Below are 18,745 nucleotides of genomic sequence, written 5' to 3' on the forward strand. Positions count from 1 at the left end.
TCAGGTTTCCCCCCTGCCTGTGCAGGAGGTGTCGAACCGGGCACAAATCAGCAGCCGCCGCCTCCCCCGCCGGCAGCAGCGCCGCCGGTCGATGAAGTAACAGGGCTACGGTAGGCTGCATCGGCCTTTTCAAGCTGGTTGCCGTCAGCAAGGGATGGCTCTGGACTGGAAAGCCGGGTGTTATAGGTAACAATGGCACGGGCAGGAACCGCATCAACATTGTAGGAGATCGAGTCGGTAAGAAGCGTAGTATCCCAGACCGAGCCCACAGCCAGTTTGCCACCTGCGTTTACAGTCGATGAGCCAACCTTGTTGGATGATGCCAGCAGCCCCCACTGTCCCCATGAGCCGTCGTACCAGACCGCCTTGAAAGCACCCGTTTCTACTTCATTGTAGTAAGCGTAACCGTCAATGGCGAAGAACAGTGTTGAAGCAATGTTGCCGGCACGACAGATGGTATAGACCGATTTTGCGGTTGCAGAAATATTCAACCCTGCCTTTACGGCATCGATGGATTTGAACTGTTTCGTCGTTGCGTCAATGAGGTTGGCGTAGCCGTATGCCCGTCCCCCCTTCACCAGACCCTCAAAAACAACATATTTGGTTGGCGGAGTTGACAAATCAATCAAGTCTTGAGTTGGGCCAGGAACAGTAGGTGAGGAAGCACGGCCGTCGATGAAGTCGTTGGTGGCGGTGCCTGCTGTGACCGCTGCTATCATGTCGGTCAGAGAAGCCCGCAGGTCGGTGCGCACTCGATTGACATTGTTGGGAGTTACCACATAGGTGGACCTGGCGATGGTTGGAATATCGGTGGTCATGGCAAAGCCGGCCGCTTTCCAGGCTTTGTTGCCACCGTCAAGCACCTTCAGACGGTTTTTGGGGAAGCCCCAGTAACGGAACGTGGCATAGCCGCGGGTAAGATTCCACGGAGAACCAACCTCGGCCTCAGACGATGTAAAGACAATAGTCGTATTGGCGTCAATTCCCAGTTTCTGGATCAGTGCGTCCATCTTGGCACCCTCCGGCACCATCGACCCAGTCAGCATCGGCCCTTCCACACGGCTTTGCGTCAGATCGTCTGTCAGGCTGACATACTGCGCACCGGGTATGTGGGCTGTGCTGTAGTTGGGAGCTGAGCTTACATCCATGATCACCACCCGATCATACCCCCCAGCCTTATTCACCAACCCGGCATCAACCCACTGTTTCAGATCCGAAGCCTGGATCAGCGCTGTTGCGGTTTTCGTCGTTACCGCCTCGGTTGTAGGGTTGTCGTACCCGCTCGTTCCGCACCCCCAGATGGCGAAGGCGGCCATTGCGAGAATGCCCAATAGCGAAAACAGTATCAATCTGCTCTTGTTCATCACCTTTTCAGACATACAACCTCCTTTGTGTGAAATCTAATTTACATCCATGTCATCAGAAAGCCGCACCCTCCTTTGCCTGAAGTTTGGAAGCCCATCTACGGACACACTCTTCAACTCATCGGAATTTCAAAAAATTTTTAAACTGATTTTTTTCATCCCTTTATGGCTTACGTATATCCACCATGCCGCTTCCTGCACATCAGAGCTCCTTCGTTTTCACATTCCCTCCAGAACAGGGGGGTTAACAGCTTACGCATTCACCACTAAACGTTGCGTCATTAGAGAACTTTACCCTTGTAATCTATCGGAATATCTGCAATATATTCAAACGAAAGATTTTCATCGGTATAATGCGTTTTACGCATACGAGCACCCTTTGGGGTAAGGACATGGATTTCACCTACCTGAAAACCCTTCTCATACTGGCCAAGGTCGGCAGTTTTTCCAAGGCCGCCCTCAGCCTGTGCGTCACCCAATCGGCGGTATCGAGAAGAATCCAATGCCTGGAGGAACACTACGGTCAGGTCTTGCTTGATCGGTCAGGGCCGGCACTGAAGCCGACCCGGGCGGGTGAGATTCTTATCGCCAAGGCGGCAAAGGTACTGGACATCGAGCGGGAGATGATAAAGGAATTGCAGGCCCAGGCAGGCAGGCGCAAAAAAAGCTTCTGCTGCACCTTCCCCTTCGGCACCAGCTACCTGCCGGGGATTCTCAAGGAATTCATGGCGACCCATGCCGAAACCAGCGAAATGAGCTTCGTTTTCGAGATGCCGGAGGTTGCCCTGCAGGGGCTGAAGGATGGCATCTTCGACCTGGTGCTCATTGAATACTGCGAAGAGCTGAACCTCTCGGCATTCAAGACTTTTCCCCTGCCCGATGATGAGATGATCTTCGTCAGTTCGCCAAAACGTGGAATCACGGGTAAAACGGTCCCAATCGAGACACTGCTCAAAGAGCGGCTCTACTGCAAGAAGGCCGGCTGTTGCGCCCGACGCTTCCTGGACAAAAGTATGCTGGCCCTGGGGAGAAGCAGCAGCGACTTCACCAACACCGTCTTCTTCGACGACATTCCCTTCATCATCGACCAGGTGATGGCCGACGAAGGAATAACCTTCATCTCCCGGAGCATGGTCGGCAGGCAGTTGGATGAAGGTACTCTCGTGGCGTATCATGCCGCGGGTTTCGCACCTTCCAGAGCCCGCAGCCTTGTTCTCAACGAAGGGCAGAAGATCGATCCGATCCTGCTCGATTTCATCCACGGCATCTACCGGGCGCTGAACGTTGATCCTCCGGAATCGCTCTCTTCTGCCGCTATTCCCGACGCATGACCCGTGCTGCCATGGCCGAAGAACCATCATATTTCCACACTGTGACGGGCATTATCCTTACCGGCGGCAAAAGCCGGCGCATGGGACGGGACAAAGCCTTTCTCCCCATCGACGGACGCCCCATGGTAGAGCGGGTGATTCGGCTCTTTACCGCCAGCTTCGCCTCGGTACTTATTATCGGCGGCGATCCTGACCGTTTCGCCGGCTACAATCTGGCCCACTACCCCGACATTTATCCCGGCTGCGCCCTCGGCGGGCTCTACACCGGCCTTTACCACGCAGAGACCCCCAATATCTTCGTCTCGGCATGCGATCTCCCTTACCCGTCAAAACGGGTGATGGACCTGTTGCTCTCCCTTCGCCAGGAATGCGACACCGTCGTCGCCAGGACCAGCTCAGGTCTCGAACCACTCTTCGCCGCTTATGGCAAGTCATGCCTGGAGACGATACGCTTGCAGCTTGAGGCGGGCAACCCCTGCATTCTCGATATCTTTCCAAAACTCAACACCCGCACCATATCGGAAGCGGAGCTGGCAAACATTGGCGACACCGCCACCGACTTTTGCAACCTCAATACGCCGGCAGATCTGGAACGGTTACGGAAGCAGCACCCACAGACTTGAAAGAACGAGGTAATAAATGGAAAAAAGTGCCGTATCATTTGTGGCAAAATCTGGTACCGGCAAGACGACCCTGCTGGAAAAGGTCATCGCCGATTTAAAGGGGCGCGGCTATCGGGTGGGGGTGATCAAACATGATGCCCATCGCTTCGACATCGATTATCCCGGCAAGGACAGTTACCGGCTCACCGCCGCCGGTGCCGACACCATGCTGATCTGCTCGCCACAGAAACTGGCCATGATCAAGCAGCACGAGACCGCGCCGAACGTGGAAGAACTGGTGGCAACTTATTTCAACGATGTGGATATCGTCATCACGGAAGGGTACAAGATGGGTGGGATGCCCAAGATCGAACTTAACCGGAAAGAACGGAGCGAGACTCTCATCTGCAGGGGGGAAAAGAATGATCCGACGCTGGTGGCAGTCGCCAGCGATCAGCCGTTAACGCTGGACGTGCCAGTGCTGGACCTGAACAATCCGGCAGCAGTCACGGATTTTCTGGTGGAGCGGTTCATCAGGAAGGAAAAGTAAGAGGAATACCCCCTCCGCTGGGAGGGGGCAGGCATTGACAACCGGATTACTTCTTCAGTTCCTTTATCAAGTCGTTGGCATGGGGCAGGTCCTCTTCCGCCACCAGCACCTGAAGGGAGGCAATGCCCTGCACCGGCTCCCGGGAGAGGAAATATTCGATCCCTTCAGCCTTGAGCACCTTTTCCACCCGGGCCAGCTCTTCCTCGTTCTTCGGATCATAGAACTTCACCATGCGATTCACCTCGGTTTTTTTCTTTTAAGTGTATCACCCCGGGTGCGTTTCGCTTCAAACAGGTTCAGCCCCCGGTCAGCTCCTGAAGCAGGTAGATCTTGGGGTTAAGGTCCCGGACCGCGGCAATGATCTCCTTGAGCCGCGCATCATCCACCCCCTCTTCCATGTCCGTTTCCTGAAAGAAAGGGTATCCCTTGGGCAGTGGCGAATAACCGCCGTCCCGCAGCAGTGACACATCCACTAGGTCGTTGACCCGCCCCTCCGCCTCCCATGGATCGCGGTAGTTGAACTGGCGGGCGACCACATGCAGTCCCATGCCGTTGGCAAACGCCCCCTTCACCTCGAAGGAGAACTCCCGGGGAGACCCGTAGCTCTCCGAACGCCCGTCGCGGGCCATGGTCTGTGCCCCTGCATCCTCGAGCAGTGCCTGGACCGATGCTGCTGTCATTGGCTTGAATTCTTCCATTGGTTTCCTTTACTCTCTGCAAAAATACTGGCGGTGGTCGTGTCTTCGGAAGTGAGTGACCGAGCCGTAGCGGCGAGCGGACACCCGCCCGATGATGAACAGGGCGTGCCCCGACAAACTACCCTTTCAGGCGATAAGATTGAGGGACAGCGCAAGGTCCGCAGCTGTAGCGACAGAACGAACGGACGAAGTCACGACCACCGTCACACACCGTGTAGTTCTTCAATACTGCTAGATATCGAGTCGCAGCTCGAGTCCCCACGGCACCGGCCTCTCCCCCTCCCTGGTCAACACCCAAAGCGTCGGAATTTCCATGGTTTCCGGTGCCTGGCCGAAGCCGTCCGTAAGGTAGATGACCGCCGCCGGCCGCGGCTGCAAGATACGGGCGTAGTCGAAGAGTGGACGCAGGTCGGTGAAGCCACCACCGTGGTAGCTCTGCACCACTCCCCTGCCGTTCAGGCTTTCGATCTTCTGAATGCGGCTGTTGGCGTAGATCACGGTGATGACCGCCTCACGGCCGCGAGCGATGTGCAGCAGTTCCCGGGCAAAGGCTTCCCGTAATTCACCTGCATTGGTGGAGTCGCTCACATCCACCCCCACCAGGAGATTCAGTTTATGATTCTTCCTGATGCCGGGGGTGATATGCTCGAAGCGGCGATGCTCGCGGCTCCAGGTGGTGCGCCTGCCGGTCCGTCCTGCAGTGGCCATGAACTGGCGCAACACCTGTTTCCACGGTATCGGCGATGGGAGCAGGTAGCCTTCCACCACCCGGCGCAGTTCCGGCGGGACCGCTCCATCTGCCGCCTTCAGCGCCTCGTTAACCATCCCCCGCACCACCTCTTCGCCCAGCTTCAGCGGCGTACTGTCCGCCTCATGCCAAGAGGCATGGCTGTCGATGGTGCTTGCCCTCTGGCAGGCAGCTTCCCCGCTTTGGTCCGGCCCCGCATGTCCCCCAACATCCCGGGACGCATCGCCGATCCCTCCACCGGCCAGGTTCCCCATATCGAACCGGGAGGTAAGCCGGGCATAGTATTCCTCTGCCGCAAGGCTATCCGGCTGCCCGAACAGGGCAGGGTAGGCCGCCTCCTCCGGTAGTCCCTCGATGCCCGGATTAACAGCCAGATCACAGGCAATGTCCCAGTCGTGCCCATTGCGCCCCTTGCGGCGCAGCATGTGCAGATGGAGGACATGCTTCACTCCGTGCTGCAAAAGCGCCTCCTGCTCCCGGGGCTGAAGCTTGGCAAAACAGGATCCATTGAAGGTCAGTACCGGGACCCCGCCACGGATGGTCACCCCCAACGGCTCTTTGCTGTCCACCTGTTGACGATGGAAATTGAGCAGGAACTGCCCGTAGAAAGGATACTGCTTCAGCAGGCGGATGACGGCATTTTCCAGGGACCTCTGGGACACCGGTTTATGCTTCCGCGCTCATGGTCCGGATGGCATCCAGCACCACGGTGTCGTACTTGTCCTGGCTGATGGCCAGGGCCACCGGCGGGATCTTCAGCAGGGATTTCACCGTGGCGAAGCGCATGTCCCGCGGCAGGCACTCCAGGTAGGCAACCAGGTTCTCCTCCTGGTTCCCCGTCAGCTCCGGCGCCACTTGGAGCAGGCTCAGAAGCTCATTCATGGTCGCTGCCTGGGCATCGTCGCGCTGCCTGAGGACCGCCTCCATGACCACCGACCAATTGTTGAGCACCTCCGCCGCCGGCACCGGCCTCCCAGCCTGGTCGGCGCACCAGCGCAAAAAGGAGACCGCCGCTTCCTTGCCGATAATGCCCGCATATACCTCCATCTCCAGCTCACGAGGGAGGCGACAGCGACGACGCAGGATACTGACCATCTCCCAACCCCGCTCGGTCGGCTCCACGTCCATATCCAGGGGGCTTCCCTGGCGGGCAAGAAAGGCAGGATTTCCTGCCAGGAAACCCCTGACGCCATCATCGAGCTCCCTCTGCACGGCATAGCGAGCCCAGCACTGGTAGTCCGTTTCCACATACAGCATGACCATGCGGTCGATCAGGGCCCGGTCCAAGGTCGCCACCTGGTAGGTGCCGTCGGGGGGGTTGATGGTCACCACCACCTTGTGGCGCAGCCCCAGCTTGTGGGTATGCAATGCCCGCTGCTGCCCCTCGGCCGGGGGCTCGACGAACTGGAAGATCGCCTGCAGGGTATCTTCCTGCTGAGCGCGGTTCAGCTCATCGCAATGAATAAGCGTCTCCGCGGCTTGGTCATCAGGCCACCAGGACGGGCGGGACCAGTGCATCACCCCTCCTTCCCGGTACGGTATGCCAACAAGATCTCCTACCTCCATCTGCCCCAAGCGTAGCGGCACATACTCCCGATCCAATTCACGGCAGAGCTGGATGATGCCGGCGGTCTTGCCCACCCCGCGGTGGCCGACCACGCAGGGGGTGAGGTCGGTTTTGGTCAGGATCTCCCTGAGGACCGTTTTCATCTGTTCAACGTTCATGACTATCTGTTACCTCGTGCAACTGCTAATAACTGCGAAACTTCTCCATTAAGACACAATTTGCCGGGATTTTCCAACGGATTTTGCCGGACGCGGGCGGGGAGCAGCACGGGAAACTTTTGGAATATTAAGCAGTTCCGCCAGGCGCATGGCATTTTTCGGGGCGAACCCCAGGGCATCGTTGTTGTAGTAGATGTAGACATCGCGCCCCCCCTGCAGGTAGCCCCTGATCCGCTCTGCGTCCCGGGCCAGTTCCTCCTCGCTGTAACAGGCGGAGTAATCCCCGCCGTGGCCGTGGCGGCGCAGGTAGATGAAATCAGCGGTCGGCGCCCAGTCATAGAGGTACTGGGGCCAGTCAGCCAGACAGAAGGACACGTTGTGGCTGCGGCAAAGCTCCACCACGTCATCGTTGAACCAGCCTTCGTTGCGGAACTCGAAGGCATTGCGAACCGGATACTGCGCCAAAAGATCCAGGAACCGTTCAAGGCGCTCCATATCCGGGGCAAAACTTGGAGCCAGCTGCCAGAGCACCACCTGCAACTTGTCCCCAAGCCCGGCCGCCGCGTCGAAATAGCGCTGCACTGGCTCCTCCACCTCGTTCAGTTTTTTGATATGGGTAATGAAGCGACTCCCCTTGATGACGAAGCGGAAGTCATCCGGCGTTTCCTCCCGCCAGTGCTCGAAGACCGACAACTGTGGCAACCGGTAAAAGGTGACGTTGAGCTCCACCGTGGAAAAGACCGAGAAATAGTGGGCGAACCAAAGCCGCTGGGGCAGTTTTTCCGGGTAGAAATTTCCGCGCCAGTGGTTGTAGTTGAAGCCGCTGCAGCCGATCTGGACCTGGGCCATATATTCCCCCTTCAGCAGCAGTTTTATACGACAAGTTTAACATCCTTTCTCCGTCTTTTCGCATTCTTACTTGACCGAACTTCTTGACACCTTGGGCCCCGTGGGTGTATGAAGGTGAGCAAATTTTCATCCGGGCAAAAGATAGCCTGCAGCCGGTGAAAAACCTGCAAAAAAAGGAGTGACCAATGAAAGACCAGATCTTAATGTGCATGGTAATGGCAGCAGCAGGTGTACTCCTTGTGGGGGCCACTGTGGCAAATGCAGAACCGGCGGCGGCAAAACAGGCGGTGGAGAAAAAGGAACTTCGCATATCCGCTGACGGCAATGCCATCATTGATCAGAATGGACGGGAAGTCGCCCGGTTCGTCAAGGATATTCAGCTGAAACAGCCCCAAGGCGTTATGCAGAAATTACAGGGTTGCATGTGTTGCACTCCCGAATGCATCGCCTGGGACAAGAATGGCAACTGCATCAAAACCTACAATTCATGTACCTGGGATTTCGACTGCAGCTGCAAATAGCAGCGGAAGGAGCATCATGGCAAAAGGGTATCAGTCAAACCGGGAACGGCAGGAGATGATCGCCGCCATGGGCAAGGCCTTGGCCAAGAGGGCGAAATTCGCCTGCGAGTGGTGCGAGGGAAAGGAAGACCTGCGCCCGTGGGAGTATGGAAATAGGGCTGAACTGACCGAGGAAGATGTGGCGCTTCTCTGCGGCAACTGCCGGCAATTGGCCGACGGCAAGAAGGGGGAGGACCATGAGCTGCGCATCATCCGCAATGCTTTGTGGAGCCCCATTCCGGCGGTGGCCGAGGGAGCGGCGCGGGTCATTGCTCAAAGCAGGGACAGTTGGGCCAGGGAAGCCATTGAAGATAGTATGATCGATGAAAAAGTGAAAGAAGAGTTACTTCGATAACGAGCAGTTACGGAAAAGTGGGCGTTATTCAGCTGCGTCCTCGGGCATGACCTTCTCCGGTTCGGGCCCCCCCTTGCCGGCAACGTAATCCTCAACCCACCCGTCGATTTTTTCCTGCATCACCTGCTTTAGCCCCGCTTCAAGCTGCTCGCGCCGCTGCTTGGCATATCCCGGCACCTGTCGCACCTCGTAGTGCACATGTGGCCCCGTGGACCTGCCGGTGCTGCCGGCCAGGGCAATCACCGTCGTCGTGTCCACCTTCTGCCCCACCGTTACCTTTATCTCCGAATTGTGCCCATAAAAGGTTACATAGCCGTTCTGGTGGTCCACTGCCACCAGGTTGCCGTACCCCTTGTATGGCCCCGCAAAATAGACGGTGCCGTCCTGGGTGGGATAAACCGGGGTGCCTAGCGGTACGGCTATGTCGTAACCGTTGTGATAGACCATGCGGCCGCTGCCGAAAGGATCCGGCCGGTAGCCGACGCCGGAAGTGATAAAACCCCCATCAACAGGCGATTTACGGGCAGCCAGCGCGACCCCGGGAACTAGAGCCACGAGTGCGGCCAAAACAAGCAGAAATTTCGCCAAACAAGGAAATTTTTTCACTACCGAACTCTTCATCATCGTTGTAACCCGTTTTTTCCAGCTTTTCTCATCAATCTCCAGGGACACCGGGGATTCTTGCATGCGCCGTGCCAGCCCCATACTGTTCCGCATGGTAAGAACTGCGCACGTAAGGGCCGCTCTCAACATGTGCGAAGCCCATGGCAAGAGCACGCTCCCGGTAACGGTCGAATGTCTCCGGAGAGACGAACTCCTGAACGGGATGATGGCTGCGGCTGGGAGCCAGGTACTGTCCCATGCTCAGGTACGTGCAATCCACCCGGCGCAGGTCCTCAAGGACTTGGAACAGTTCGTCCTCCGTCTCCCCCAGGCCGAGCATCAATCCGGATTTGGTCTTCATGGCCGGATCCATCCGGCGCACCGACTGGAGTACCCCAAGCGAACGCCGGTAATCGGCTCCTGAGCGGATCGAATAGAGGCGAGGCACCGTTTCCAGGTTGTGGCCGAGAATATCCGGCTGGGCCGCAACCACCCCCCCGACAGCCTCTGCACTGCCGGCGAAATCGGGCACCAGCAGTTCGATGGCCGTTTCGGGCGATGCCAGGCGGATTGCCGCCACCGTGGCTCCGTAGTGGGCGCTCCCCCCATCGGCCAGATCGTCACGCGTCGGGCTGGTAACGACGACATGGATCAGCTTCAGCCGCTGCACAGCCGCTGCAACCCGCCCGGGCTCGGCAGGGTCCACCGGCAGAGGCGTCTGCTTCGTCACGTTGCAGAAGGAGCAGAGCCGGGTGCAAAGCTTGCCGAGAATGAGAAAGGTGGCCTGGCGTTGGCGAAAACATTCGGAAATATTGGGACAGTGTGCTTCCTGGCAGACGGTATGCAGCTGCAGATCCCCCAGCAGCCGCTCCATGTCGGCGTGGGCGACAGGGGAGATCTTTTTTTGCAGCCATTCAGGACGGCGGGTGATATTCATGGGTTCCCCATCTTTCCCTGGTCAACCACACAAGGATAATTTAGAAGGGTGCAGCCGATAAATCAAGGGATGAAGGCTCATCAGGTGATCGGACTCACTCACCGCAAGGCAGACAGGTTCCAGGAAGGATTGCGGTATTTGTCCTCTTCCAGTCGTCGCGCCGTATCAAGCTCGGCCGGGAGCATCCCATCCGGCTGCAGCTCCACCTGCATCGCCTCCCTAAACGATGCCGCCACAAGCTGCTTCAACGCATCCTCCCCCAGTGCGACACCCAGTTCGGCGAGGCTCACCGCGTCCTTTTCCACGCCGCCCCCCCCCTGGCGCAGGTAGGGGAGTGCCACCGCTACCATGGAGCGCAGTGGGATGGAGCCGTGCTGGAAAACGACCCCCTTGGTCCGCCGCTGGGCGTTGCCCCCCAGCTTTCGACCGGCGATAATGATATCGAACTCCTCTTTTCCGGCAAAACAGAAGGGAATGCGCCCCCCGAGCCTGGTGCCGGAAGGGGCATGATCAACGGCAAAACCCGCATCAAGGCCGAGCCTGCCGTAGGTGCAAAGGAGAAAACCACAGAGGCGGGCGAAGGATTCCTTGACTGTCGCAGCTTCGGCAATGTGCCGCGGTGCGCAGACAATGCTGTAGGTGAGCTCCTCGGCATGGTAAATTACCCCACCACCGGTAATCCGCCGCACCACCGGCAATCTCCGCTCGGCGCAGAGCTCCAGATCGAGCACTTCAGCCGCCTGCTGATAGCGTCCCAGGGAAAAGGCAGGTGGATTCCAACCATAGAGGCGCAGCACCGGCGGGGAGCCCACCGGATCGAAATGCTGCAGCAGCGCCTCATCGACAGCCATGTTGGCCGCCCCGTCCAGGGGTCCCGTATCGATCAATCGCCAGTTGTGTGAACCAAAACTCATCGCCTGCTCTCAAAAAAAATCGAAATGCGATCCAGCATCGGCTACTCCGTGCTCCGCGGCGTCACCACGACCTTTTCCGGCACGATCTTGACGAAGCGGCTACGGCATGAGGAAATGACCCTCTCCACCCAGTCCGCCTCCTCTTCCTGATGGGAGCGGACCAGTTCCCGGTGGTACTGGAGCAGCAACTCCTCGACCGTTGCCAGATCGTGGTCTTCCAGATCGCGGATCTCTACCCCGGCTCCCGTGGCGATGCGTCGGCGCAGTGCATCCCTGGTCATCCCCATCTCGTCGTCCAAGTGACAGTAGACGGTCCCCCCGGTCATGCCCGAACAGATCCACGGACCCGGGTCTCCCAGGACGACGGCCCTGCCGGCGGTCATGTATTCGAAGGCGAAGCCCTTGAGGTTGGCCCGGCCTGCGGGATTGCATGTTTCGTCATGGAGAGGGCTACGCATCCTTCCTCCCAGCACCACGTCGGCGCCGGAGAGGCGGATACAGGCCCGGCTGTCCGCATCCCCCTGAACGATGAAGGTTCCCCCCTGGGCGCCATAGGCAAGTCCCTTACCCACCGAACCGCCGACCCGGGTCCCGTTGCGGTTTTCTCCCTTGAGGATGACGATCTTGCCGCCGCGGGCCGACTTGCCGACCCCATCCTGCGCCCCCCCTTCCACACGTATGGTAATCCTGGGAATATTGAAGGCGCCAAGGCCGTTGCCTGGAATGGAATCCCGCTGGAAATGGAGCAGCGCCTGCTCCTCTCCCGACAGTCGCCCTGCATTGATATCCCGGACCATGGCTCCTGCCAGATGGGTGCCAATGGCCCGGTCGGAGCTGGAAGCGTCCGTGTCGTCGTAACGGACCCGCGTCTCCCCGCTGAGGAAGGCATCGTGGACCAGGTTTGACACCAGGGAGGTCAGGTAATTGAGCGGTTTGCGGATGATGCGGATCTTGTCTTCCACCTCCGCCGCTGCGTTGTGCTGTGCCGGTGTCAAAAGATCCGACAGGTCCAGGCTTTCCAAGCCCCTGTTCTGGAAGAGCAGGTCGGCTCGGCCAACCAGGTCCTGGGTACGTTTGAAACCGAGCTTCGCCGTAAGAATGCGGATCTCCCGCGCCATGCCACGGAAAAAGGTCGTTTCGTAAATGACGCCGTTTTCCAGCACCCGGGGAACGAAGCGCTTTAGCCCCTTGGCCTCGGCCTCCGCCGTCGTTTCGATCTGGGAAGCGATACCCACATGGCAGGTCCCCAGGTGACAACCGCGACAGGTGGTGCAGCCAATGATGACCATCGCCATGGTGCCGAAGCCGACCCGGTTCGCCCCCAGAAGCATCAGCTTCAGAACGTCGCGGCCGGTACGCGCCCCGCCGTCGGCCCAGATCTCCACCTTGTGGCGCATTCCTGCCGCCACCAGCGCCCGGTGCGCTTCACTGACGCCGATGTCCGCCGGAAGGCCGACGAATTTGATTGCATGGCGGCGGGCTGCGCCGGTCCCCCCGTCATAGCCGCTGATGGTGATGATGTCGGCGCCGGCCTTGGCAATACCCAGGGCAATGGTGGCAATCCCCGCCACCGCCGGCACTTTGACCGAGATGCGCGCCCGAGGATTGGCGGTGCGCAGCTCTTCGATGATCTGGGCCAGGTCCTCGATGGAATAAATATCGTGGTTGTTGGAGGGGGAGATGAGACTGACCCCCGGCGTGGCATTGCGGGCTGCAGCGATCTTCGCCGTCACTTTGAAGCCGGGAAGATGCCCACCCTCGCCTGGCTTGGCCCCCTGCCCCACCTTGATCTCCAGGAAATCGGCCGAGTTGAGGAACTCCATGTTGACGCCGAACCGGCCGGAGGCAATCTGCTGGCCGCGGTTTTCCCGGTAATGCCCCAGCATGTCGGCGATCTCCCCCCCCTCGCCGTTCATGCAGACAATGTTCAGCCGTCGTGCCGCTTCCGCGTAGATGCGGAAGGGGGTTTCTCCTTGGGAACCAAAGCTCATGGCGGAAAAGAGGATGGGGAGGTCGTGGCTGCCGACGGTGGTATCCACCTCGTCGGGATCCACGGTCAGCTCCTCCTGAAAGTGGAAGTCGATAAGGTGGCGAATGGCGAGGGGATTCTCCCCCTCCAGCTGGCGGATCAGCCGTGACAGGTCGGCGTAGGTTTCCTCCATTTTGGCAACGGCGCCGACCATCTTCCAGATGCGGGGATAGAGGCGAAACTGGACCGGCACCGGCTGCTTTTCCCGGCTGCGGGCGACGGCGGTGCGGCTGCGATTCTCCGCCTCCAGCCGTGCCAGCGTCAGCCCCCCGCGACCCGAACCGCAGAAATTGGGGGTCTCGAAAATCCCGGCCAGATGGCTGCAAAGGCCGATGGAGGCGAAATATTTGCCGTAACCGCCGATCTCGTGGGTTCCCATGGTGGAAATCACCTTTTCCAGCCCTTTACCCAGAACCGACAGGAGATTGTTCAGTCCGTTCTCCTCCGCATCCCCCTGTTCCCAGATCAGATAGGGGCAGAGGGCATCGGCCCCCATTCCCAGGGCGAAGATCAAGTCGTGCAGGTTACGCAGGGCGCCGGAGCGAAGCACCAGCGAAACACCACGCCGCAGGGACTCCCCTGAGACAGTCCGCTCCTCCTTGAGCCCCTTGTGGAGCACGGCCACAACCAGGTAAGGATCGATAAAGCTCCGGGCAGGGCCGAAGGCGGCGCTGTCATCCAGGACAAGGAGGCGGGCACCGTTTGCCACGGCACTGGTCGCCTCCTGCTTCAACCTTTCAAGCGCCTGCTGAATCGATTCATCCTGCAGCATTGCACAGGAAATGGTGCGGCTCCCCCGTCCCCGGAAGACCTCCAGCACCGATTCAAGGGTCGCAGTACCGAACCGGTGCGCTACCGCAGCATCGACTGCCTCTGCAGCGCCGCGCCGTCCCCCGGTAAGGAGGGGGATGGCCAGTTCTACCCCTTGTGAGGCGGGTCCCTTGAAACGGGGCCTTGCCCCGAGAAAAACACGGACCGAAAAATGGGCCGATTCCCGCTCCCGATCGATGGCCGGGTTGGTCACCACCGCCACCTGTTCCTTGAAATAATCGGAAAGGTTCTGTCTGGACAAGGACAGAGCCGCCAACGGTCCGTCATAGCCGAGGGAAGCAATGGGATCAGTCCCCGACCGGGCCATCTCCCTGAGATTCTGCACATCGCTGCTTTTCCAGGCCAATGCTGACATGAGGTTTTCCAAGACGAGGCGGGCGTTCCTGCCCCACCGTCCAGCCCGGGTGCCCTGTGGCTCCGGGAGGGCGTCCCCTTTGAAACATACCCTGGCGTGGGCGGAAAGATTGGTCCTCCTGCGGAAACGCTCATAAATCTGCCGCCGCAGTTCGGGATGGTACAGAACCCTGAGCCCTTTCCCCGGTGTCGCCTCTATCCCCACCTTCTCCCCCGGGGCCAGCGGCTTCGGGTCGTACATAATCTCCTCGTGGGGGACCACACCCAGTTCGGAGGAGATGAAGAGCTCCTTCTCCGTCTCGCCGAACCAGAGCGGCCGCAATCCCATGGCATCAACGCTGAAGACGCACTCTTTCCCGTGGCGGGCGATAATCGCTGCCGGGCCTTGGGCTGAAGCGGTGATATACCTGCGATACCAGCTGTACATGGCCTGAAGCTCGGCGGACATGATCTCCATCTCGCTGAAGATGGGAGGAAAGACCATCTCCATCGCTTCGAACAGGGAGAGCCCGTGGTGAAACATCAGCCCTTCCAGGGTGCGATTGAGGTCCTGGGAATCGCTACCGCCAACAGGTAGGACGATGCCGAGCATGCGTGCCTCTTCCCGAAGCCGGGCGATGGTGTTGATTTCGCCGTTGTGCCCGAGCAGGGAGAAAGGCTGGGCGCGGAGCACCGTCGGTAGAGTGTTGGTGGAGTAACGGCTGTGGCCGATAGTGATGCTGGAAAGGAAATCGCGCCGCTTCAGTTCGGGATAGTAGCGGGGCAGCAGTTCCGGCGCGCCGTGGACCTTGTAGGCAGCTACATGGTTGGAAAGGGAAGCGACGTGGATAGGGAATTCCTCCTCCAGGGCCACTTGTAGAATAAAGAGCAGGTGGGGAATGTTGCTGCGCTCTGGGCAGAGCAGTGCCAGCTGCCAGAAAAGGGGCTCGCCGAGCCGTGCTCCGCTGGAGAGAACCTCACTACGCACCACCCCCGGTCGTTCCACGAGGACCTTTACGCCAGCACCCTCGATCCGGCGGATCGCCTTTTCCCGGAGAAGCGGATCCGCCTGCAGTGCATCCCTGGGAACGAGCAGATGCCCAACCGCAAAAGCCGGCGACTCGGCCAGCGCCTGATCACAGCCGTTCTCCGCCAGGACCTCCTGCCACAGCTTCCGCGGAATGTCGGTCAGGATGCCACATCCGTCCCCTTCGCCGTCGATTTCTCCCGCCCGGTGCCCCATCTTGACCAGCGCCTCGATGGTGCGTTGGACATTGCCATGGGTCGGCTGGGCGCCCTTGTTGAGGTAGCCGATAATGGCGCAGGCGTCCCGCTCTGCAGGAACGAGTCCCGACGGATCTACATCGATATGTTTCATGGCAACTCCACTGTCAGCTTTTTCTCCCCGTCCAAAGTACACGCAGCCATGGATGGAAGATACGTTATAGCAGACCGCGGCAGAAACGGCAACTCCGGGGCAGGTACATGGGAAAAGGGGGCTGTTGCACCGCCGGGGAAATTCCTATATGCTCAGCTGGCACGAGGAGGCCCCATGTTTGCCAACGATCCAAAGACAGCACATTTCGCCGGCCTGCTGCTGGCGATCTTTCTGGCCGCGGCCCAGGAGCGGGTCGGCCGGGCCGGCGCCTTCTGGCTGATTCTCTTTGCCCTCCCCGGCACCATTCTCCATGAGACTTCCCACTACCTCGTCGCCCTCCTCACCGGCGGCAGGCCCCGCGGCTTCAGCATCATCCCCCATCGGCAAGGCGGCACCCTTGGCGAGGGCTCATCCCACAGGAGGTGGGTGCTCGGCTCTGTCGCCGTCGGCAGGGCGGGCATGGTTTCCGCGGTGCCGACCGCCCTTGCCCCCCTCTGGCTGATCGTCGCTGCCTGGTACCTCTATCGCCGCTGGTTCGCCTGGTTTCCTGCCGACACGCTCCACACGCTTCTTCTCTATGCCGTCGTCTACCTCTTTTGTTACAGCGCCGTCCCGTCCCGCGCCGATCTGCAGGTAGCGCTGTCCAGCCCGGCAAGCCTGTTGCTCTATGGCTGCCTCGCTGCGCTCCTTTTCTGTACCGCGGGGCTCTGGGCCTAGGGAAACGGTCCTCTAATTAAAGTAATTGCCAAGGTGAACCGATATGTATTAGCATCAAGACGGGTAGAAAATTCGACCGTTTTCCATGCCGGAGGAGGTGAATGATCATGTTTTACGAGCCCGCAGCACCAAAGATCTTCAGCGTCATCATCTTCTGGTCCTTCTTCATCCTCATCGTCGGCTTCAGCATGATGTCCCTCGTGAAAGAAAAGGCGCACCGGGCCCTGCGCTACGCCCGGGTCTGCAACCGCTCCTACCGGCACAGATAGGCGTCTGTATCCCTGCGACAACAAAAGGCCGTTCCTGCTCAAGTGAACGGCCTTTCTCGACTCCGTAGCCCTCCCCGAAGCCCGGCAATGGTAACGGCACCAGGTGGTGATATACTTTTACCACAAGCCTCATTTCGACAGAAAAGGAGGGGTTGTCATGGGTGTCATGGGAGAGGTAAACCGCCGGATCGCCGTCGAGGAAAAAGGGCAGCGCGCTGCCCATACTGCTCATATCTTCATGCAGCCGAAGCAGGATGCCCTCTGCACATCCTGCGGTGCTGTCTTCATCAACAAGCGCTGGTACATGGACGATGCCGAACTGAAGAAGGCAGGAAACGGGGCATCGCTCCTCAAGATCCGGTGTCCTGCTTGTCATTTGATTGCTGACGGCACACCGGCCGCCATCATCACCCTCTCCGGACAGTACCTGAAAAAACATGCCGATGTCATTCTCGATGCAGTGAAAAATACGGAGTCGCGCTCACGACAGAAGAACCCGCTAGGGCGAATCATGGAAATCAAGCAGGAACAGAATGCCATTTCCATCACGACAACGGAAGATAAACTGGCCCAGAAGCTGGGGCGGGAGATCCACAAGGCCCATGGTGGCGAACTGCGCTACCAGTGGGGCCATGATGAGAATTTCGTCCGAGTGTTCTGGAACCGGGATTAAATCGCCACCCGGTTCCGTCCGGCTTGCTTCGCCCGGTACAGGGCCGCATCGGCGCGCCGGATCAGATCGTCGCTGGTGATGTCCCCCTTGTCCATGAGAACTATACCGGCGCTGACGGTAAGGGTGATGGAGATTTCACCATGCTCGATGGTTTCCTGCTCGATGGTTTCCCGCAGCCGTTCCGCAAGGACGAGTGCTTCGTCGAGGGTCGTGCCTGGCGAAATGATGACAAACTCCTCGCCGCCGATCCTGCCGATGATGTCATAGGCCCGCACCACCTCGTTCATGCGATTCGCCACCCACTTGAGGACATGGTCACCAAAAGGGTGTCCCCAGGTGTCATTGATCTTCTTGAAGAAATCCAGGTCAAGCATGATGACGCAGAGGGGCTGGTCCAGACGGATTGAGCGTTCGAACTCCTCTTCCAGCCGGGCGAGGATATGCCGACGATTGTTCAGTCCCGTCAACTCGTCCGTTGAGGCCAGTCGCTTCAGGCGCCACTGGGCCTCATCCAGTTTTATGACCAGGCGCCAGGTAAGAAAATAGGTGATACCCACCACCAGGCCGATAATGACGACTGCCGCCACTATTATCAGTAGCTGGCTGAAATGGGTCTCCCTGGCCAGTTCGGAAATGGTGAGAGTGATGCTGAGGGCGCCCAGCACGTCGCCAATTCTGGTGGCATGGCATTCCAGGCAGGATTTATCCGCATGGAGGGGAAGCAGGAACCGATAAATGGGGCCTGTCGGGTTGTCCAGCACCAGTCTGGACATCTCGTGCGCTCCTTGGCTGAACATGCCGAGTGCCGCCATCTCGACGGGATCGGGAGTATTGGCGGGGTCGAGGGGATGGGAGCTGACGATGCGGAAGCTGGGACCGTCCTGCTGCTCGCTGCGCACCGAAATCTCCTTGATCATGATGGCGTGGTTGCGCAGGGTCAGGGTCCTGCCATCGGTGGTCTTCAAGTCAGGATTGACACCGATCTTCAAGAGATAGCCGTTCGATTCCACCCCCCTCTTTTTCTCCACATAGACGCCGCCGTAGTCATAGTTCCACATCTTGGTATGATCGATGAGGTCGGCGTAAGCAAGGGCCTGCTCCCTGACCCGCTGCAGCAGGAGGTTTCCGGTTCTGGCATAGAGGAAATAGGCGACGACGACGACAAAAAGCGAGAGGATGACGCAGAGGCTGAGGAGGAAAAACCTGACATTGCTGAAATAACGGAATGGTTTTGGCCACAAGAGTGCTGGCATACGATCACCTGGCTGCCCAACGGCGG

General features: G+C 59.0%; 19 protein-coding genes. 8 read left to right on the plus strand and 11 right to left on the minus strand.

Annotated features, from left to right (window positions below):
• Positions 1-47 precede the first annotated feature (47 nt).
• Positions 48-1,379 (minus strand): selenite/tellurite reduction operon rhodanese-like protein ExtH, encoded by a 1,332-nt coding sequence (gene extH / locus ML541_RS04025; protein WP_243371046.1) that lies wholly within the window; start codon positions 1,377-1,379, stop codon positions 48-50.
• A 377-nt stretch (positions 1,380-1,756) separates the two neighbouring features.
• Here extH and ML541_RS04030 point away from each other — a divergent pair, with 377 nt between their 5' ends.
• From ML541_RS04030 to mobB, 3 genes are read left to right on the plus strand one after another with little or no spacing between them, the layout of a single operon-like run.
• A complete protein-coding gene (locus ML541_RS04030) occupies positions 1,757-2,695 on the plus strand; it encodes a LysR family transcriptional regulator (RefSeq protein WP_243371048.1) in 939 nt (312 codons plus the stop codon).
• An 11-nt stretch (positions 2,696-2,706) separates the two neighbouring features.
• Positions 2,707-3,318 (plus strand): molybdenum cofactor guanylyltransferase, encoded by a 612-nt coding sequence (locus ML541_RS04035; RefSeq protein ID WP_243371050.1) that lies wholly within the window; start codon positions 2,707-2,709, stop codon positions 3,316-3,318.
• 16 nt (positions 3,319-3,334) lie between these two features.
• On the plus strand, positions 3,335-3,847 hold the full coding sequence (gene mobB / locus ML541_RS04040) for a molybdopterin-guanine dinucleotide biosynthesis protein B (protein WP_243371052.1): 513 nt from the start codon (positions 3,335-3,337) through the stop codon (positions 3,845-3,847).
• A gap of 46 nt (positions 3,848-3,893) precedes the next feature.
• On the opposite strand, the gene ML541_RS04045 is transcribed toward mobB, so the two are convergent.
• The 5 genes from ML541_RS04045 to ML541_RS04065 form a co-directional block, all read right to left on the minus strand.
• Positions 3,894-4,079 (minus strand): DUF2007 domain-containing protein, encoded by a 186-nt coding sequence (locus ML541_RS04045; RefSeq protein WP_243371054.1) that lies wholly within the window; start codon positions 4,077-4,079, stop codon positions 3,894-3,896.
• Positions 4,080-4,143: 64 nt separating this feature from the next.
• The gene (locus ML541_RS04050) at positions 4,144-4,545 is read right to left on the minus strand and encodes a hypothetical protein (RefSeq protein ID WP_243371056.1); all 402 of its coding nucleotides are present in this window, start codon (positions 4,543-4,545) and stop codon (positions 4,144-4,146) included.
• A 231-nt stretch (positions 4,546-4,776) separates the two neighbouring features.
• Complete coding sequence (locus tag ML541_RS04055) at positions 4,777-5,955, minus strand: VWA-like domain-containing protein (protein WP_243371058.1); 1,179 nt, start codon at positions 5,953-5,955, stop codon at positions 4,777-4,779.
• Positions 5,956-5,959: 4 nt separating this feature from the next.
• The gene (locus ML541_RS04060) at positions 5,960-7,018 is read right to left on the minus strand and encodes a hypothetical protein (RefSeq protein ID WP_243371060.1); all 1,059 of its coding nucleotides are present in this window, start codon (positions 7,016-7,018) and stop codon (positions 5,960-5,962) included.
• A gap of 48 nt (positions 7,019-7,066) precedes the next feature.
• On the minus strand, positions 7,067-7,867 hold the full coding sequence (locus tag ML541_RS04065) for a DUF72 domain-containing protein (RefSeq protein ID WP_243371062.1): 801 nt from the start codon (positions 7,865-7,867) through the stop codon (positions 7,067-7,069).
• A gap of 185 nt (positions 7,868-8,052) precedes the next feature.
• Here ML541_RS04065 and ML541_RS04070 point away from each other — a divergent pair, with 185 nt between their 5' ends.
• Together ML541_RS04070 and ML541_RS04075 are read left to right on the plus strand one after the other, a co-directional pair.
• Positions 8,053-8,388 (plus strand): hypothetical protein, encoded by a 336-nt coding sequence (locus ML541_RS04070; RefSeq protein ID WP_243371064.1) that lies wholly within the window; start codon positions 8,053-8,055, stop codon positions 8,386-8,388.
• A 16-nt stretch (positions 8,389-8,404) separates the two neighbouring features.
• On the plus strand, positions 8,405-8,782 hold the full coding sequence (locus ML541_RS04075; RefSeq protein WP_243371066.1) for a hypothetical protein: 378 nt from the start codon (positions 8,405-8,407) through the stop codon (positions 8,780-8,782).
• Positions 8,783-8,806: 24 nt separating this feature from the next.
• Here ML541_RS04075 and ML541_RS04080 read toward each other — a convergent pair whose 3' ends face one another.
• The 4 genes from ML541_RS04080 to ML541_RS04095 all read right to left on the minus strand — a co-directional run bounded on the left by ML541_RS04080 (position 8,807) and on the right by ML541_RS04095 (position 15,807).
• The gene (locus ML541_RS04080) at positions 8,807-9,388 is read right to left on the minus strand and encodes a M23 family metallopeptidase (RefSeq protein WP_243371068.1); all 582 of its coding nucleotides are present in this window, start codon (positions 9,386-9,388) and stop codon (positions 8,807-8,809) included.
• A gap of 49 nt (positions 9,389-9,437) precedes the next feature.
• A complete protein-coding gene (gene lipA, locus ML541_RS04085) occupies positions 9,438-10,322 on the minus strand; it encodes a lipoyl synthase (RefSeq protein ID WP_243371070.1) in 885 nt (294 codons plus the stop codon).
• Positions 10,323-10,420: 98 nt separating this feature from the next.
• The gene (locus ML541_RS04090; RefSeq protein ID WP_243371072.1) at positions 10,421-11,236 is read right to left on the minus strand and encodes a lipoate--protein ligase family protein; all 816 of its coding nucleotides are present in this window, start codon (positions 11,234-11,236) and stop codon (positions 10,421-10,423) included.
• Between the two features lie 41 nt (positions 11,237-11,277).
• Positions 11,278-15,807, minus strand: a complete 4,530-nt coding sequence (locus ML541_RS04095; RefSeq protein ID WP_243371074.1) for a glutamate synthase-related protein — start codon at positions 15,805-15,807, stop codon at positions 11,278-11,280.
• A 174-nt stretch (positions 15,808-15,981) separates the two neighbouring features.
• Between ML541_RS04095 and ML541_RS04100 the strand changes: the two genes are divergently transcribed.
• The 3 genes from ML541_RS04100 (at position 15,982) to ML541_RS04110 (ending at position 17,466) form a co-directional block, all read left to right on the plus strand.
• Positions 15,982-16,524 carry a M50 family metallopeptidase gene (locus tag ML541_RS04100; RefSeq protein WP_243371076.1) on the plus strand — a complete coding sequence of 181 codons (543 nt, stop codon included), beginning with the start codon at positions 15,982-15,984 and terminating at the stop codon, positions 16,522-16,524.
• A 101-nt stretch (positions 16,525-16,625) separates the two neighbouring features.
• On the plus strand, positions 16,626-16,793 hold the full coding sequence (locus ML541_RS04105; RefSeq protein WP_243371078.1) for a hypothetical protein: 168 nt from the start codon (positions 16,626-16,628) through the stop codon (positions 16,791-16,793).
• Positions 16,794-16,950: 157 nt separating this feature from the next.
• Positions 16,951-17,466 carry a BCAM0308 family protein gene (locus ML541_RS04110; protein WP_243371079.1) on the plus strand — a complete coding sequence of 172 codons (516 nt, stop codon included), beginning with the start codon at positions 16,951-16,953 and terminating at the stop codon, positions 17,464-17,466.
• On the opposite strand, the gene ML541_RS04115 is transcribed toward ML541_RS04110, so the two are convergent.
• Complete coding sequence (locus ML541_RS04115) at positions 17,463-18,719, minus strand: diguanylate cyclase (protein ID WP_243371081.1); 1,257 nt, start codon at positions 18,717-18,719, stop codon at positions 17,463-17,465. The genes ML541_RS04110 and ML541_RS04115 overlap by 4 nt on opposite strands.
• Positions 18,720-18,745: the final 26 nt, after the last annotated feature.

It is taken from the genome of Geotalea sp. SG265 (assembly GCF_022808985.1).
Classification (GTDB): domain Bacteria; phylum Desulfobacterota; class Desulfuromonadia; order Geobacterales; family Geobacteraceae; genus Geotalea.

What these genes read in the sequence shown, in the direction of transcription:
- extH (WP_243371046.1), bottom strand. Translation starts at nt 1,379, where the DNA reads ATGTCTGAAAAGGTGATGAACAAGAGCAGATTGATACTGTTTTCGCTA.
- ML541_RS04030 (WP_243371048.1), top strand. Translation starts at nt 1,757, where the DNA reads ATGGATTTCACCTACCTGAAAACCCTTCTCATACTGGCCAAGGTCGGC.
- ML541_RS04035 (WP_243371050.1), top strand. Translation starts at nt 2,707, where the DNA reads ATGGCCGAAGAACCATCATATTTCCACACTGTGACGGGCATTATCCTT.
- mobB (WP_243371052.1), top strand. Translation starts at nt 3,335, where the DNA reads ATGGAAAAAAGTGCCGTATCATTTGTGGCAAAATCTGGTACCGGCAAG.
- ML541_RS04045 (WP_243371054.1), bottom strand. Translation starts at nt 4,079, where the DNA reads ATGGTGAAGTTCTATGATCCGAAGAACGAGGAAGAGCTGGCCCGGGTG.
- ML541_RS04050 (WP_243371056.1), bottom strand. Translation starts at nt 4,545, where the DNA reads ATGGAAGAATTCAAGCCAATGACAGCAGCATCGGTCCAGGCACTGCTC.
- ML541_RS04060 (WP_243371060.1), bottom strand. Translation starts at nt 7,018, where the DNA reads ATGAACGTTGAACAGATGAAAACGGTCCTCAGGGAGATCCTGACCAAA.
- ML541_RS04065 (WP_243371062.1), bottom strand. Translation starts at nt 7,867, where the DNA reads ATGGCCCAGGTCCAGATCGGCTGCAGCGGCTTCAACTACAACCACTGG.
- ML541_RS04070 (WP_243371064.1), top strand. Translation starts at nt 8,053, where the DNA reads ATGAAAGACCAGATCTTAATGTGCATGGTAATGGCAGCAGCAGGTGTA.
- ML541_RS04075 (WP_243371066.1), top strand. Translation starts at nt 8,405, where the DNA reads ATGGCAAAAGGGTATCAGTCAAACCGGGAACGGCAGGAGATGATCGCC.
- lipA (WP_243371070.1), bottom strand. Translation starts at nt 10,322, where the DNA reads ATGAATATCACCCGCCGTCCTGAATGGCTGCAAAAAAAGATCTCCCCT.
- ML541_RS04090 (WP_243371072.1), bottom strand. Translation starts at nt 11,236, where the DNA reads ATGAGTTTTGGTTCACACAACTGGCGATTGATCGATACGGGACCCCTG.
- ML541_RS04095 (WP_243371074.1), bottom strand. Translation starts at nt 15,807, where the DNA reads ATGAAACATATCGATGTAGATCCGTCGGGACTCGTTCCTGCAGAGCGG.
- ML541_RS04100 (WP_243371076.1), top strand. Translation starts at nt 15,982, where the DNA reads ATGTTTGCCAACGATCCAAAGACAGCACATTTCGCCGGCCTGCTGCTG.
- ML541_RS04105 (WP_243371078.1), top strand. Translation starts at nt 16,626, where the DNA reads ATGATCATGTTTTACGAGCCCGCAGCACCAAAGATCTTCAGCGTCATC.
- ML541_RS04110 (WP_243371079.1), top strand. Translation starts at nt 16,951, where the DNA reads ATGGGTGTCATGGGAGAGGTAAACCGCCGGATCGCCGTCGAGGAAAAA.
- ML541_RS04115 (WP_243371081.1), bottom strand. Translation starts at nt 18,719, where the DNA reads ATGCCAGCACTCTTGTGGCCAAAACCATTCCGTTATTTCAGCAATGTC.